The organism is Streptomyces sp. NBC_01478, from assembly GCF_036227225.1.
Taxonomy (GTDB): Bacteria; Actinomycetota; Actinomycetes; order Streptomycetales; family Streptomycetaceae; genus Streptomyces.
In genome coordinates, this window is the sequence record NZ_CP109444.1 from 4434055 (window position 1) to 4448506 (window position 14452).

At 71.2% G+C, this 14452-nt stretch carries 10 protein-coding genes and 1 pseudogene; 3 read left to right on the forward strand and 8 right to left on the reverse strand.

Annotated features, from left to right (window positions below):
• Positions 1-3: 3 nt before the first annotated feature.
• Together OG223_RS19860 and OG223_RS19865 are read left to right on the forward strand one after the other, a co-directional pair.
• Positions 4-804, forward strand: a complete 801-nt coding sequence (locus OG223_RS19860; protein WP_329250200.1) for a sugar phosphate isomerase/epimerase family protein — start codon at positions 4-6, stop codon at positions 802-804.
• Positions 805-810: 6 nt separating this feature from the next.
• Positions 811-1061, forward strand: a pseudogene (locus tag OG223_RS19865) (MFS transporter); the annotation flags it as partial.
• A gap of 280 nt (positions 1062-1341) precedes the next feature.
• Here OG223_RS19865 and OG223_RS19870 read toward each other — a convergent pair.
• The 3 genes from OG223_RS19870 to aroA form a co-directional block, all read right to left on the reverse strand.
• Entirely contained in the window at positions 1342-1932 is a 591-nt protein-coding gene (locus OG223_RS19870) for an RBBP9/YdeN family alpha/beta hydrolase (protein ID WP_329250203.1), read from the reverse strand.
• A 333-nt stretch (positions 1933-2265) separates the two neighbouring features.
• On the reverse strand, positions 2266-2925 hold the full coding sequence (locus OG223_RS19875) for a GNAT family N-acetyltransferase (protein WP_443073725.1): 660 nt from the start codon (positions 2923-2925) through the stop codon (positions 2266-2268).
• A gap of 4 nt (positions 2926-2929) precedes the next feature.
• A complete protein-coding gene (gene aroA / locus OG223_RS19880) occupies positions 2930-4171 on the reverse strand; it encodes a 3-phosphoshikimate 1-carboxyvinyltransferase (RefSeq protein ID WP_329250205.1) in 1242 nt (413 codons plus the stop codon).
• A gap of 436 nt (positions 4172-4607) precedes the next feature.
• Here aroA and OG223_RS19885 point away from each other — a divergent pair, with 436 nt between their 5' ends.
• Positions 4608-6431, forward strand: coding sequence for a glycoside hydrolase family 3 protein (locus tag OG223_RS19885; RefSeq protein WP_329250208.1), 1824 nt, complete (start codon positions 4608-4610; stop codon positions 6429-6431).
• 81 nt (positions 6432-6512) lie between these two features.
• Here OG223_RS19885 and OG223_RS19890 read toward each other — a convergent pair whose 3' ends face one another.
• From OG223_RS19890 to OG223_RS19910, 5 genes are all read right to left on the reverse strand, one after another.
• Positions 6513-7937 (reverse strand): S28 family serine protease, encoded by a 1425-nt coding sequence (locus OG223_RS19890; protein ID WP_329250211.1) that lies wholly within the window; start codon positions 7935-7937, stop codon positions 6513-6515.
• Between the two features lie 95 nt (positions 7938-8032).
• On the reverse strand, positions 8033-8425 hold the full coding sequence (locus OG223_RS19895; protein WP_443073726.1) for a hypothetical protein: 393 nt from the start codon (positions 8423-8425) through the stop codon (positions 8033-8035).
• A gap of 77 nt (positions 8426-8502) precedes the next feature.
• A complete protein-coding gene (locus OG223_RS19900; protein ID WP_329250214.1) occupies positions 8503-12237 on the reverse strand; it encodes an ABC transporter ATP-binding protein in 3735 nt (1244 codons plus the stop codon).
• 119 nt (positions 12238-12356) lie between these two features.
• Positions 12357-13391: an esterase-like activity of phytase family protein gene (locus OG223_RS19905; RefSeq protein WP_329250217.1), complete on the reverse strand. Its 1035-nt coding sequence runs from the start codon at positions 13389-13391 to the stop codon at positions 12357-12359.
• 70 nt (positions 13392-13461) lie between these two features.
• Positions 13462-14313 carry a serine hydrolase gene (locus OG223_RS19910; RefSeq protein ID WP_329250221.1) on the reverse strand — a complete coding sequence of 284 codons (852 nt, stop codon included), beginning with the start codon at positions 14311-14313 and terminating at the stop codon, positions 13462-13464.
• Positions 14314-14452 lie beyond the last annotated feature (139 nt).

Sequence of the window (14452 nt, forward strand, 5' to 3'; positions counted from 1 at the left end):
AGTATGAAGCTCGCCTTCTCCACCCTCGGTGTCCCCGGGCTCCCCGTGGCCGACGTACTGCACCTCGCCGTCACGCACGGCTACCACGGCGTCGAGTTGCGCGCGCACCCTGAGGAACCCGTGCACCCCGGTATCGACGCCGGCCAACGGGCCGACGTGGTCGCCGAGTTCAAGGCGGCCGGGGTCGAAGTCCTGGGCCTCGCCGGGTATGCACGGGTGGCGGCGCCGGGCGACGACGATGTCGTACTCGCGGAGATCCGTGAACTGCTGGAGCTGGCACGGGACTTGGGCGCGCCCTTCATCCGCGTCTTCCCCGGTGGCGGCAGTGAACAGCCACCCGAGGAGGCCGACGCCACGGCCGCGCGGCGGCTCGGTACCGCCGCGGAGTGGGGTGCCGATCTCGGCGTACGGGTGCTGCTGGAGACCCATGACTCGCACCGGACCGGTGCGGACGCGCTGCGGGTGCTCGGGCCGGTCGGGCATCGGCAGGTCGGTGCGCTGTGGGACGTCATGCACACATGGCTGGGCGGCGAGCAGCCGTCGGAGACGTACGCCGCGCTCGGGCCGTATCTCGGATACGTCCAGGTCAAGGACATCGCCTCGGCCGACGACACCACTCCGCTGCCGCTGGGGGCCGGCGTCCTCCCGCTCGGCGAGTGCGTGGAGGTGCTGTCCCGGCACGAATGGGACGGCTGGCTGTGCTGGGAGTACGAGAAGCGGTGGTACGAGGGGGCCGCGCCGCTGCCGGAACTGCTCGCGGCCGGTCACGATCACCTGGCGCGGCTGCTCAACGAATCGGCGTAACGCCACACCCCGGGTGCCCTCCTGGGCCGCGTCTCCGCCGCCGACGAACAGATCGTCGGCCAGGCGGGCCCCAACCTCGGCAACCTCCGCGGCGGCTTGCTCGCGGGCTGGACCTCCGGCGCGACGGCACTGTTCACAGGGGGCTGTTGTGCGTGCTGGCGGTGGCGGGAGTGGGGGCGACGACGCCTGCGTTGCGGGCGGGGGCAGGGACGGAGGCGGAGCCGGGGGCGGCCACGTTGCCGGACGGTGAACCGTGACCCGCGAGCCGCGGCCCGAGAGCCGCGTGGCGTGTGGCGCGGGCCCCGTAGCGCGGGCCGTGGGCCGTGTGGTGTGCAGCGCGGGCCCGTATCGCGAACCGCGGGCCGCGTAGGCCAGCCGCGTGGCGCCGAGCGCGGCGGTCGTGACCGTATCCGCGTAACGCCCGACGCGGGCCTGACCACACCCACGCAGCGCCGGGCACCCGTCCGACCACACCCCCGCAGCACCCGACACGCCCCCGACCACACCCGCCCGGCAGACCGGAGCCGCCACCGCGCGCTACCCCGGAGGCCGAGCCGTGAGCCGTGTCGTCGCGTCCAGGCACCAGTCCAGTACGGCCGGCCAGGACCCGTAGCCCGCGACCAGGTCGAGGTGGCCCCCGCCCGGGATGATCTCGGTGGGGATGCCGAACGGATCGCCGTAGGCGGCCCGGGCGCCCTCCTCGCAGTACGGGTCGTCGTCGCCGGCGACGAGGCGGACGTTTCCGGGGAGGGTGAAGTCGGCCGCGGGCGGAACGAATCCGGCTACTTCCGGATAGCCGGCGACCACGGAAGCGGACGGCGGGCCGACCAGCAGGACCCGATCCACCTCGTCGCCCCGCACCAGCCCGCGGGCGACGGCGTGCAGCCAGAGCAGGGCGGAGGCGCTGTGCGCGAGGACGACCCGTTCGGAGCCGGCGTCGTTCGGCAACTCACCGAGATGGCGGCCGAGTTCACCCAGCCAGACGTCCAGATCGGGGTCGTCGGGGTCGGGCAGTTGGGGGTAGGTGACGTGGTGCCCGAGTGCGCGGAGGCGGTCGGCGAGCCAGTGCTGCCAGTGCTCCTTCGGGCGGTGGTTCTGCCAGCCGTGGAGGATGAGGTACGCGGTCATGCCCCGATCCTCGCCGCTCCCGCCACGTCGATCCAGTCGGTCTTCAGGGGCGGAACAGGAGAGCGAAACCCGCACGGCCGACCTGCGCCGCCCGGCCCGGGAGGCGGACGTTCCGCTGACCGGGCGCGCGGGGCGGGGCATACGGCTGACCGGGCAGGCCCGGGTGCTGCCGGCCCACGCCGAGGCCGTCCATCCCCGCCCAACTGGAGCGCGCCCGGCGCGACTTGGCGGCCTACGGGGAGGGCGGCCCGACACCGTCACGCAACGTCAGCGCGGTCGTACGGCCATACGGGCGGGCGCGGAAGGTGATCCGGTGCTGGGCGCGGTACGCGATCAACTCAAGCTCTCCGCCCCCGAGTCGTACCGCCCCACCCGTGCCTCCAACGCCACCCTGCGCTCCCCCCACTCCGCCGCCGTGATCGAGTAGATCGCGGAGTCGCGCAATTGGCCGTCCTCCCCCGGCGCCCAGGACCGGGACCAGTTGCGCAGGACGCCCTCGAAGCGGGCGCCCACGCTCTGGATCGCGGCGCGGGAGCGGTCGTTGCGGGCGTCCGTCTTCAGGTCGACCCGGGAGACGCCCCACTCCTCGAACGCGTGCCGGAACAGCAGGAGTTTGGCCTCCGCGTTCACGCCCGTGCCCTGCGCCGAACCGGCCAGCCAGGTGAACCCGACCTCCACGGCGTCGAGTTGATCGTCCGTCAGCCAGGAGCGGGGTTCCCAGTAGGCCGTGACGCCGACCGCCTTCCCCGTGTCCGTCGACACCTGGGCGTACGGCGCGAGCAGGCCCGTCGCCGCCCGGCCCAACTGGGCCTCGACGTAGGCCTCCACCTCGTGCGCCCTCGGGACCCAGGTGAACGCGTACGAACCCCGGTTCTCCTCCGCCGCCACCGCCAGATCGGCCGTGTGCCGATGCTCCAGCGGCTCCAGGCGCACCAACCGGCCCGCCAGGACCGGAGCCTTCAGCGCCAACCCCACTCCGAACCCCACACGCATCCCCTCACCCCGGCAACTGCCCCCGCAGGGACGCGAATTCCCCATGGAACCCCGGGAAAGTCTTCCGTACACACCCCGGGTCGTCGAACGAAATACCTGGCACCCGCAACCCGGTCACCGCGAACGACATGACGATGCGGTGGTCGCCGTAGGACGTGATCTCCGTGCCCGTGACGGGAGTTGCCCCCGGCCGGATCTCGATCCAGTCGTCCCCGGTCACCACCTCCACCCCCAACCGCCGGAGGTTCTCCGCACAGGCCTCCAGCCGGTCGCACTCCTTCACCCGGGTGTTGCCCACGTCCTCGATCCGGACCGGGCCCGAGGCGAACGGGGCGATCGCGGCCAGGGTCGGCATGGTGTCCGAGATGTCCCGCATGGTGACGGTGAGGCCGCGGAGTTCGCCCGTGCCGCGCACCCGTGTGCCGTGCGCGCCGGTCTCGACCTCCGCGCCCATGCGCCGCAGTACGTCGACGAAGCCCAGGTCGCCCTGGAGCGCGCCCGTGCCGAGCCCGGGGACGGTGACCTCGCCGCCGGTCACGGCCGCCGCCGCGAAGAAGTAGCTCGCGGTGGACGCGTCCGGCTCGATGTCGTACGTGGTCGCCGTGTAACCGCCCGGCGGGACCACGTACACGTTCCCCTCCCGCCGTACCTCCGCGCCGAACGCCCGCATCATCGCGATCGTGATCTCGACGTACGGCGCGGAGACCAGGTCGGTGACCCTGATCCGCAGGCCCTTCCTGGTCAGCGGGCCGAGGAGGAGCAGGGCGGTCAGGTACTGGGAGGACTGGCCGGCGTCCAGCACCACCTCGCCGCCCTCGACGCCGGACGCCTCGATGTGCAGCGGGTGGTGGCCCTCGGCCTCCTCGTGGCGCAGGTCGACGCCCAGGTCGCGGAGCGCGGTGCTCAACGGACCCAGCGGGCGGCGGCGCATCTGCGGGGACGCGTCGAAGCGGAAGCTGCCGTGGCCGGCCGCCGCGAGGGTGGGCAGGAAGCGGGCCGTCGTCGCGCCGTCCCGGCAGTACACGTCCGCCTCCGCGACCGCCGGGCCCTGCGGGCGCCCGTCGATCTGCCAGGTGTCCGGGGTCCGTCCCACGCGATAGCCGAGCCGGGTCAGGCCTTCGGCGAAACCCTCGGTGTCGTCCGAGCGGAGGGGGCGCCGGAGGGTGGTGACGCCGTCGGCCGCCGCCGCCAGGAACAGCGCGCGGGCGGTGATGGACTTGGAACCGGGGATGTCGACTACGGGCATGCCCTCATGATCGGGCGACGGTCGGCCGCCCCGCCGGGACGTCCACGGGATGGACGACCCGGACGACCGCCGCACGCCCGCGCGTACCGGTGAGCGGTCCCGTCCGCCCCACCGTCCCCAGGCGCACCGACTTCCGGGAAGCGACCGGAAGGAGGGAACCCGCATCCCCTCCCCGCCGTCCAACCGGCACGCTGCCGGACGAGTCTCCGCGGTACGGCGTCGGCCTCGCTACTGGCTGCGAACGCTGACCAACCCTCTCCTCCGCACCGCGGCCGACAGCACGCCGTCATCGGCGCGCCCCCCTCCAACTGCGCCGATGGCGGCCCCTCCACGGGCCACTGTGCGCGCTCCCTTGACTGGCAGAAACTTCCCGGATACTGCTGAAAGCTCGGAAGTTTCCTTCACCGGATCGGAAGTGGATCCGACCCCGGATCGGATGTGGATCCGACGTGGGACCACTCCGGAAGGAGCGCACGTGCCCTCCAGACGTACCGTTCTCGCCGCGACCATGGGCGTCACCGCGTCCCTCGCCGTCGGCGGCACCGCCCACGCCGACGACAAGTCACTGCGCGCGCTGATCTCCCGTATGACACTGCCGGAGAAGGTCGGCCAGCTCTTCGTGATGCGGGTCTACGGCCATTCCGCCACCGCCCCCGACCAGGCCGACATCGATGCCAACCTGAGCGAGATCGGGGTGCGGACGGCCGCCGAGCTGATCGCCACGTACCGGGTCGGCGGCATCATCTACTTCACCTGGGCGCACAACACCCGCGATCCGCACCAGGTCGCCGACCTGTCCAACGGCATCCAGAAGGCCTCTCTGAAACAACCGCGCGGGCTGCCCGTGCTCATCGCCACCGATCAGGAACACGGCGCCGTCTGCCGGATCGGCGCGCCCGCGACGCTCTTCCCGGGCGCGATGGCGATCGGCGCCGGCGGCTCCCCCGCCGACGCCCGCACCCTCGGCCGGATCTCCGGCGCCGAGCTGCGCGCGATGGGCGTCAACCAGGACTACTCCCCCGACGCCGACGTGAACGTCAACCCGGCCAACCCGGTCATCGGCGTACGGTCCTTCGGCGCCGACCCGGACGCGGTGGCCGCCCTCGTCGCCGCCGAGGTGAGGGGGTATCAGAGCAGCCAGGTCGCCGCCACCGCAAAGCACTTCCCGGGGCACGGGGACACCGCCGTGGACAGCCACTTCGGGTTTCCCGTCATCACGCACAGCCGGGAGGTGTGGGAGACGCTGGACGCCGTCCCCTTCCGGGCGGCCGTCGGCGCGGGCATCGACTCGATCATGACCGCGCACATCATGGTCCCTGCCCTCGACGACTCCGGCGACCCGGCCACCCTCTCCCGCCCGATCCTCACCGGCATCCTGCGCGGGGAACTGGGCTACGACGGGGTCGTCATCACCGACTCGCTGGGGATGGAGGGCGTACGCCAGAAGTACGGCGACGACCGGGTGCCCGTGCTCGCGCTGAAGGCCGGGGTCGACCAGCTCCTCAACCCGCCCTCCCTCGACATCGCCTGGAACGCCGTCCTCAAGGCCGTGCAGAGTGGGGAGTTGACGGAGGCGCGGCTCGACGAGTCGATCCTGCGGGTGCTGCGGCTGAAGGCACGACTGGGGTTGTTCGAGGAGCCGTACGTCAGCCGGGCGGGGGTGGACCGTACGGTCGGGACCGCGGCCCATCGCGCCACCGCCGACGCCATCGCCGGGCGGACGACCACCCTGCTGGTGAACAGGGCCGGGCTGCTGCCGCTGTCCCGTCGTGCGCACGGGAGGGTGCTGGTGGTCGGCGCCGATCCGGCCTCCCCCTCGGGTACCACGGGTCCCCCGACCGGTGTACTGGCCGCCGCCCTGACGGAGTTGGGGTTCACGGCCACCGCGCAGTCCACCGGTACCGAGCCCTCGGCCGCCACCGTCTCGGCGGCCGTGGCCGCGGCGGGCGCGGTGGACGCGGTGGTCGTGGCGACGTACAACGTCACGGCGAGCAGTGCGCAGAAGACGCTCGTCGAGCAACTCCTCGCCACCGGGCGGCCGGTCGTCGCCGTCGCCGTCCGCAACCCCTACGACGTCGCCCAACTGCCCGCTGTGTCCGCCTACTTGGCCTCCTACTCCTGGACCGACGTCGAACTCCGGGCGGCGGCACGGGTGATCGCGGGCCGGGTCCGGCCGCGCGGGAAACTCCCGGTGGCGGTGCAGCGCGCGGACGACGCGACGCAGGTGCTGTATCCCATCGGGCACGGACTGTCGTACTAGCGCGGTACGACCCCCGCACGCCCGGCGTGCGCCCGGCCGGTGGAGGTGAACCACCACCAACGACCGGGCGCAGCAGGGGTGTTACGGCCGCAGCGTCGGCTCGCGCAGCACGTCCTGCCGGTCCAGCTTCGCGTCGTACGGTGCGAGGGCCTTCGCCTGTGCCGTCGTCGGGGCGGGGACGCCGGCCCACGCCAGGATGCGGGCGGTGGCGAGCGCCTTCTGGTCGGCGGTCAGGGCGGCGACGTTCGCGCCGTGGTTGAGGCCGGGCGCGGTGAAGACGTACGAGTCCTTCGAGCCCTTCCCGACGGCGAAGCGCTCCGCGCCCCACGGGTCGTTCTGGCCGTAGACGAAGAGCATGTGGTCGGCGTGGTGGCGGACCCAACCGTCCACGTCCCGCATGGCGTTCGGCTGGAACTTCATCGGGATGGAGCGGGGGACGAAGTTGCGGGGCGGCTGGTAGCCGTAGTGGATGTACTTCTTCTCGATGTACGGGAACTGGATGGTGGGGGCGCCGAGTTGGGTGCCCGCCTGGTAGTAGTACGGGGTGTACGGGTCCAGGCCCTGGTCGGTGTAGAAGGAGAAGCCGGAGATCGTGTCGACCGAGGTCCAGATCTCGTCGTCGGTGGCGGCCTGTGCGTTCGCGGGGATGCTGTCGCAGTCGGAGAGCAGGCTGTACTGCCAGAAGCCCCAGACGTAGTCGAGGACGACGGCCTCGAAGGCCTTGTCGAGGCTGCCGACGGTGGTGAAGGTGAAGCCGTTCTCGGCCGCGTAGGCCGCGTACTTCTGCTCCAGCGGTTCCCGGCGCACCAGCGCCTCGCGCTGTACGGCGTCCAGGCGGTCGCGGCACTCCTTGGTGCCGACCTTGGTGAAGAAGCGGTCGTAGGCCGAATCCTCGTTGTTCACCACGTCGTTGGGGGCGACGTAGGCGACGACGCCGTCCATGTCATGCGGGTAGAAGCGCTCGAAGTAGGTGGCCGTCATGCCGCCCTTGGAGCCGCCGGTGGCGATCCAGTTCTTGGTGTAGACCGACTTGAGGGCCTTGAAGACGCGGTGCTGGTCGCTGGCCGCCTGCCAGATGTCGAGCTTGGACCAGTCGGCCGGGGCGGGCCGGGACGGCGTGAAGTACCGGTATTCCAGGGAGACTTGGTTGGCGTCCGCGATCCGGGTCGGTTCGCTGCGGCTGGGGTTCGTGGAGACGTTGTAGCCGCTGGTGTAGAAGACCGTCGGGCGCGAGACGTCCTTGTGCAGCACGGTGATGCGCTGCTGGAAGGTGCCCTTGGACGGGTGCCGGTGGTCGATCGGCTGGGTGTAGTTCAGGACGAAGTAGCGGTAGCCGGTGTACGGCTTCTCCTGGATCAGGCTCATGCCGGGTATCGCCAGCAACTGGTCCTTGATGTCCGCCGTTTGACTGGCCTGGCCGGCCTGGGCGGCGGTGGCCACCCCGGCCGTGCCCAGCGTGCCTATGAGCACGGTGAGCGCCAGCAGCCATCTGAGCGCCTTGCGCATGCAATCTCCCCTGTGAGGCAGTTGTGAACCGGAAGCTATCGGAGCAACTCCCGTCACACCAGAGGAGGTTGTTCACGGCGGGCGCCGCCGTCAGATCAGCAGAGGATCCAGCCCGACGTCACCGACCCGCTGCCGACCGAGCCCTTGACGCGCACGCACCGGTGACCGGCGTGCACGGTGACCGGTCCGGCCCGGCGCTTGTAGCGCCCCTTGTCGACGACCGGGCGGTTGCCGCGCGCCTGGACGCTGACCGACATCGAGCGCTTGGCGCCGGTTCTCCTGGGGGCGGTGTAGGCGCAGACGTAGTCGCCCCGCCGGAAGACATGGACGGTGCCGGTGGAGAAGGGCAGCGTCGCCACCTCCCGCCCCGGGCAGACCGCCGCCGCCTGCGCGGTGCCGGGTGCCGCGAGCGCGAGCAGCCCGGACGCCGTGAGCACGGCCGTGCCGAGCGCCACCCGCCGTCGTAGCGCACCCATGTCCACACTCATCCCTCCCGCACAGCACAGCAGCCGAACAGCGTACTGATGTACGGACGCACGACGTATGTCGTACGGTTGCGCGACCGTCAGCGGGGTGCGGCGACCGGCTCCTCGGACTCGGGTGCGCCGACGAAGGTGCGCCACAGATCGGCGTAGTACCCGCCGAGCGTGAGCAGCTCGTCGTGGGTGCCGTCCTCCACGACTCGGCCGTGGTCCATGACCACGACCCTGTCCGCGCGGGCCGCCGTGGTCAGGCGGTGGGCGACGACGAGGGTGGTGCGGCGGCCCGCGAGGCGGTCGGTGGCCTGGTTGACCTGGGCTTCTGTCGCCAGGTCGAGGGCTGCTGTCGCCTCGTCGAGGAGGAGGATGTCGGGGTCGACCAGTTCGGCGCGGGCCAGGGCCAGCAACTGGCGTTGGCCCGCCGAGAGGTTGCGGCCCCGCTCGGCGACCTCGTGGAGGTAGCCGCCGTCGAGCGTCGCGATCATCTCGTGGGCGCCGACCGCGCGGGCCGCCGCCTCCACCTCGGCGTCGGTGGCGTCGGGGCGGCCGTAGGCGATGGCGTCGCGGACCGTCCCCTGGAAGAGGTACGCCTCCTGGGGGACGACGCCCAGGTGGTGGCGGTACGACGTGATGTCGAGCGAGCGGAGGTCCGTGCCGTCGACCGTGACCCGGCCGCCCGTCGGGTCGTAGAAGCGGGCGACGAGCTTGACGAGCGTCGACTTGCCCGCGCCCGTCTCGCCGACGAAGGCGACCGTCTGGCCAGCCGGGATCGTCAACTCGACGCCCCCGATGGCCTCTTCGTCATCGCCGTACGCGAAGTGCACGTCCTCGAAGGCGATCTCGCCGCGGAGGGAGAGGACGTCGAGCGGTTCGTCGGCCGCCCGGGTGGACGTCGGCTCCTGGAGCAGCTCCTGGATGCGGCCCAGGGACACCGTGGCCTGCTGGTAGCCGTCGAAGACCTGGGAGAGCTGCTGGACCGGGGCGAAGAACAGGTCGATGTAGAGCAGGTAGGCGACCAGCGCGCCCGTGGTCAGGGTCGCGTCGTTCACCCTTCCCGCGCCCGCGATCAGTACCGACGCCGCCGCCACCGACGACAGGAACTGCACGAAGGGGAAGTAGACCGAGATCAGCCGCTGGCCCCGGGTACGCGCCGCGCGGTAGCTGCTGCTGCGCTCGGCGAACCGCCGGCCGCCGTCGCGCTCGCGTCGGAACGCCTGCACGATCCGCAGCCCCGACACCGACTCCTGGAGGTCCGCGTTGACCAACGAGACGCGCTCGCGGGCGAGTTCGTACGCCTTCACGCTCGCCCGGCGGAAGAAGAACGTGGCGATGACGAGCGGCGGAAGCGTGGCGAACACGACCAGCGCGAGCTGGATGTCGATCACCAGCAGGGCGACCATGATGCCGAAGAACGTGACGACCGAGACGAAGGCCGTGACCAGGCCCGTCTGGAGGAACGACGACAGGGCGTCGACGTCCGTCGTCATCCTCGTCATGATCCGGCCGGTCAACTCCCGCTCGTAGTAGTCGAGTCCGAGGCGCTGGAGCTGGGCGAAGATCTTGAGGCGGAGGGTGTAGAGGACTCGCTCCCCGGTGCGTCCCGTCATCCTCGTCTCGCCGCGCTGTGCCACCCACTGGACGCCCACGGCGACGAGGGCCAGCAGCGAGGCGGACCAGATCGCGCCGATCGCCATCTTGGTCACGCCCTGGTCGATGCCGTGCCGGATCATGACCGGCAGCAGCAGGCTCATGCCCGCGTCCACGGCGACGAGGCCGAGGCTGATCAGCAGCGGGGCGCCGAAACCGCGCAGCAGCCGGCGCAGCCCGTACGAGTCCTCGGCGCGGACCGCTCGCGCCTCGTCGATGTCGGGGGTGTCGGTCGCCGGGGGCAACGCGTCGACCTGGGCGAGGAGTTCGGGCGTCGCGGGCATCCCGGACAGCGCGGTGTCCTTGGGCTCGCGGTCACCGGTCCACAGGTGGGGCGTGAGCCCGCGCTCGGCGTCGAACTCCGCGTCCAACTCCGCGCGCACGGAGGTGTCTTCGGCCGGTGCGGTGGTGGGCAGGGCGTGGCCGGGCGAGACGCCGCCGAGTTCGTCGGGGTCGGTGAGGAGGCGGCGGTAGAGCGGTGAGCGCTCCTGGAGTTCGTCGTGCGTGCCGATGTCCGCGAGGCCGCCCCCGTCGAGGACGGCGATGCGGTCGGCGAGGTTGAGGGTGGAGCGGCGGTGCGCGATCAGCAGCGTGGTGCGGCCCTGCATGACCTGTTTGAGGGCCTCGTGGATCTCGTGCTCGACGCGCGCGTCCACCGCCGAGGTCGCGTCGTCCAGGACCAGCAGGCGCGGGTCGGTGAGGATCGCGCGGGCGAGGGCGACGCGCTGGCGCTGGCCGCCGGAGAGGGTCAGGCCGTGCTCGCCGACCGTCGTGTCGTAGCCCTCGGGGAGTTCCGCGATGAACCGGTCGGCCTGCGCGGCCCGGGAGGCGGTGAGGATCTCCTCCTCGGTCGCGTCGGGGCGGCCGTAGGCGATGTTGTTGCGGACCGTGTCCGAGAAGAGGAAGGAGTCCTCGGGGACCAGGCCGATCGCGGCCCGCAGGGAGTCGAGGGTCAGCTCCCGGACGTCGTGGCCGCCGATGAGGACGGCGCCGTGGGTGACGTCGTAGAAGCGGGGCAGCAGGAGCGAGACCGTGGATTTCCCGGAGCCTGAGGAGCCGACGACCGCGAGGGTCTCGCCGGGGTGGATCTCGAAGCTGAGGCCCTTGAGGACGGGGCGGTCGTCGTCGTAGCCGAAGGAGACGTCGTCGAACTCGACCGTGGCCGGGGCGTCGGCGGGGAGTTCCTTGGTGCCGTCCGTCATCGAGGGCTCGGTGTCGATGAGCTCCAGGACGCGCTCGGTGCCGGCGCGGGCCTGCTGGCCGACCGTGAGGACCATGGCCAGCATGCGGACCGGGCCGACGAGTTGGGCGAGGTAGGTGGAGAAGGCGACGAACGTGCCGAGCGTGATGTGACCGCGTACCGCGAGCCAGCCGCCGAGGGCGAGCATCGCGACCTGGCCGAGGGCGGGGACGGCCTGGAGGGCGGGGGTGTAGCGGGCGTTCTGCCGGATCGTGCGGAGGCGTCCCGCGTAGAGCCGGCGGCCGACCTCGCGCAGCTTTCCGGTCTCCTGGTCCTCCTGGCCGAATCCCTTCACCACGCGTACGCCGCTGACGGCGCCGTCGACGACTCCCGCGACGGCGGCGGCCTGGGCCTGCGCGTACCAGGTGGAGGGGTGCAGCTTGCTGCGGCTGCGCCGTGCGATGAAGCCGAGGGCGGGGGCGACGGCCAGGGCGATCAGGGTCAGCGGCAGGGACAGCCAGGCCATGATCGCGAGGGAGATCAGGAAGAGCAGGACGTTCCCGATGGTCATCGGGAGCATGAAGAGCAGGCCCTGGATGAGCTGGAGGTCGCTGGTCGCGCGGCCGACGACCTGGCCGGTGGACAGCTCGTCCTGGCGGCGGCCGTCGAGGCGGGTGATCGTGCCGTACATCTCGGTGCGGAGGTCGTGCTGGACGTCCAGCGCGAGGCGGCCGCCGTAGTAGCGCCGGATGTACGTCGAGACGTAGACGAGGAGGGCGGCGACGATCAGGGCGGCGGCCCAGGGGGCCATGGAGCGGGTGTGGCCGCCGATCACGTCGTCGATGATCACCTTGGTGACCAGCGGGACGACGGCCATGACCGCCATGCCCGCGAGGGAGGCGCCGAGGGCCAGGACCACGTCCTTGGGGTATCGCCAGGCGTATCCGGCGAGCCTTCTGGCCCAGCCCTGCGTTTCCCCCTGCTTCGCTGCCACGCGGTGCCTTCCGTTCGCCCTGATCGTGGAGTCCCTGATCAGTTGGTTTCCCGAAAGGCACCAACGCGCGACGGACCGGATTTCATCCCTCCGCAACAAACGGGGGACGGGCCGGTGGGTCAGGTGCGTACCCGGAGGTAGTAGAAGCGGGTCGTCTGTACCGCGTTCTGGTTGTCGTCGCTCACCAGCAGGACCTTGTAGCGGCCCTTCTCCTTCCCCGTGACGACCATGCCCTCGATGTTGTCGAGGAGGGGGTTCGGCTGGGGCTGCTTCGCCGTGGCGCCGAGGGTCGGACAGTCGGCGATGTCCGCGAGGAGGGTCTTCTTGATCAGGCGGACGCCGGGCTGGCCGGTGAGGGCGTCGATCTTGCCGGTGTCGGTCGCGTGGCGCGGGTCGGCCAGGTAGAGGCGGACGGTGTTGCCGACGCCGCTGGTGAAGCCGCGCTCCAGGACGAGGAGCCGGCCGTCGGGGAGGGCCTGCACCTCGGGGACGCCGAGGTAGGCCGCGTCGGTCTTGTACGCGTACTGCGCGGCGAGCCTGAAGTGGTCGCCCTTGGTCCGGGTCCAGGTCTGGAAGCGGACGGCGCCGGAGGTGTCGCCGGCGATCGGGTACTCCATCGACGCGAGCAGCGTGCGGCCGCCTGGCAGCAGGGTCAGGCCCTCGAAGGTCTGGTTGGAGACGGCCCGGCCGGCCGGGGCGACCAGGAGGGAGGACGGGACCGGGAGGCGGTCGAGGATCTTGCCGTCGGCGGAGTAGCGGCGGATCGACGGCTCGGTCTCGGAGGTGATGAGGCGGGTGCCGTCCCGGTCGACGACCAGGCCCTCGGAGTCGAGGGCGGCGCCGTTCTCGTCGGCGAGGGGGACGACCCGCTCGGGCTGGAGGGTCTTCGCGTCCAGGTCGAACAGCGAGGAACGGTCCTCCAGGGCGGCGATCGAGCCGTCCCTGTCCACGGCGAGCGCGGAGAAGTTGCCGACGAAGGTGCCGTCGTACGTCGTCTTGTCGAGCGTGTCGGAGAAGCGGTCGATCGAAACGGAGGACGAACAGGCGTTGCTGGTAAGGGAGTTGCTCACGGCGGTCGCGGGCCCGGCGGCGGTGAGGCAGGTGGCCGCCGCCAGGCCGGCGGTAGCGGTCGCGAGTACGGTTCTCAGGCGCATGGGCGTCACCGTAGGACGGGTGGGTGACGTGCGGGAGACCTGCCAGTTAAGCGGAATCCCTGTGAACCGGTCAGGCGAGGTCCTTGTGGATCGCCTTCGCTACGCCCTGGATCGTGGTGATGCCGTAGCTCATCGTGCTGTTGTCCTGGGTGAGCACGGACATCATGTAGTCGCGGCCGCCCCCGTTGAAGGTGCCCAGGCTGTGCACGCGCCAGCCGTGCGTGGAGCGCTGAAGCCAGCCGTTCTTGACGTGCACGGTGGCGCCCGACGGGGCTCCGTACGGCGTGCCCCAACGCTGGCTGGAGATCACCTGGTTCATCAACTTCTGGATGTACGCACGGGAGTTGTCGCTCAGCACCGTGTTCTTGGCGGTGACCAGCTTGAGCAGCTTCTGCTCGTCGGTCACGGTCTCCTGGGTCAGGCCCCAGTAGTTGTTCGCGCCCGGCTTGGTCTGCGTCATGCCGGCCGCCGTCAGGAAGCCCTTGATCTTCGTCAGGCCCAGTTGCCTCCACAGGGTGGAGGTGGCGTCGTTGTCCGACTTGGTGATCATGGCCTTGGCGAGGGTCGTCTCGCGGGCCGTCAGCAGGCGGTTGTGCTTCTTCGCGTCCCACAGCAGCGTGGCGAGCACGGTCACCTTGACGGTGCTGGCCGAGTCGTAGGCGCTCGTCGCCCGCAGGGTGCAGGTGGTGTTGGTCTTGCGGTCGTAGAGGCCGACGGCGACGGTTCCCTTGCGGGTCGCGAGGGCCGCGGTGATGTCCTTCTTCAGCTTGGCGGCGAGGCCCGCCTTGGCGGACGTACAACTGACCGTCGGGGTGGCCGCGGCGGCGGGCGTCGCGGCGGCCAGGACGGGTATCAGGATCCCGACGCCCGTACCGACGGCCACCACTCTGGCCCGGCGGGACGTCCAATGAGTCTGAGTCATGCATGAGTTGACTCACAGGAAGGCATGAAAGGTTGTACGAGTTGGGGAACGACTGTACGAGGCATTACCCGGCCCTTTGCGAATTCACAGCCGACCGCCAGGTACGGCACAGCGGCCACCCACCCTGCCTTTGCACGAT

Bases quoted from the DNA above. Each gene is read 5' to 3' on its own strand.
- aroA (WP_329250205.1), bottom strand. From the start codon at position 4,171: ATGCCCGTAGTCGACATCCCCGGTTCCAAGTCCATCACCGCCCGCGCG.
- OG223_RS19910 (WP_329250221.1), bottom strand. From the start codon at position 14,313: ATGACTCAGACTCATTGGACGTCCCGCCGGGCCAGAGTGGTGGCCGTC.
- OG223_RS19860 (WP_329250200.1), top strand. From the start codon at position 4: ATGAAGCTCGCCTTCTCCACCCTCGGTGTCCCCGGGCTCCCCGTGGCC.
- OG223_RS19885 (WP_329250208.1), top strand. From the start codon at position 4,608: ATGTGGATCCGACGTGGGACCACTCCGGAAGGAGCGCACGTGCCCTCC.
- OG223_RS19895 (WP_443073726.1), bottom strand. From the start codon at position 8,425: ATGAGTGTGGACATGGGTGCGCTACGACGGCGGGTGGCGCTCGGCACG.
- OG223_RS19875 (WP_443073725.1), bottom strand. From the start codon at position 2,925: ATGCGTGTGGGGTTCGGAGTGGGGTTGGCGCTGAAGGCTCCGGTCCTG.
- OG223_RS19890 (WP_329250211.1), bottom strand. From the start codon at position 7,937: ATGCGCAAGGCGCTCAGATGGCTGCTGGCGCTCACCGTGCTCATAGGC.
- OG223_RS19870 (WP_329250203.1), bottom strand. From the start codon at position 1,932: ATGACCGCGTACCTCATCCTCCACGGCTGGCAGAACCACCGCCCGAAG.
- OG223_RS19905 (WP_329250217.1), bottom strand. From the start codon at position 13,391: ATGCGCCTGAGAACCGTACTCGCGACCGCTACCGCCGGCCTGGCGGCG.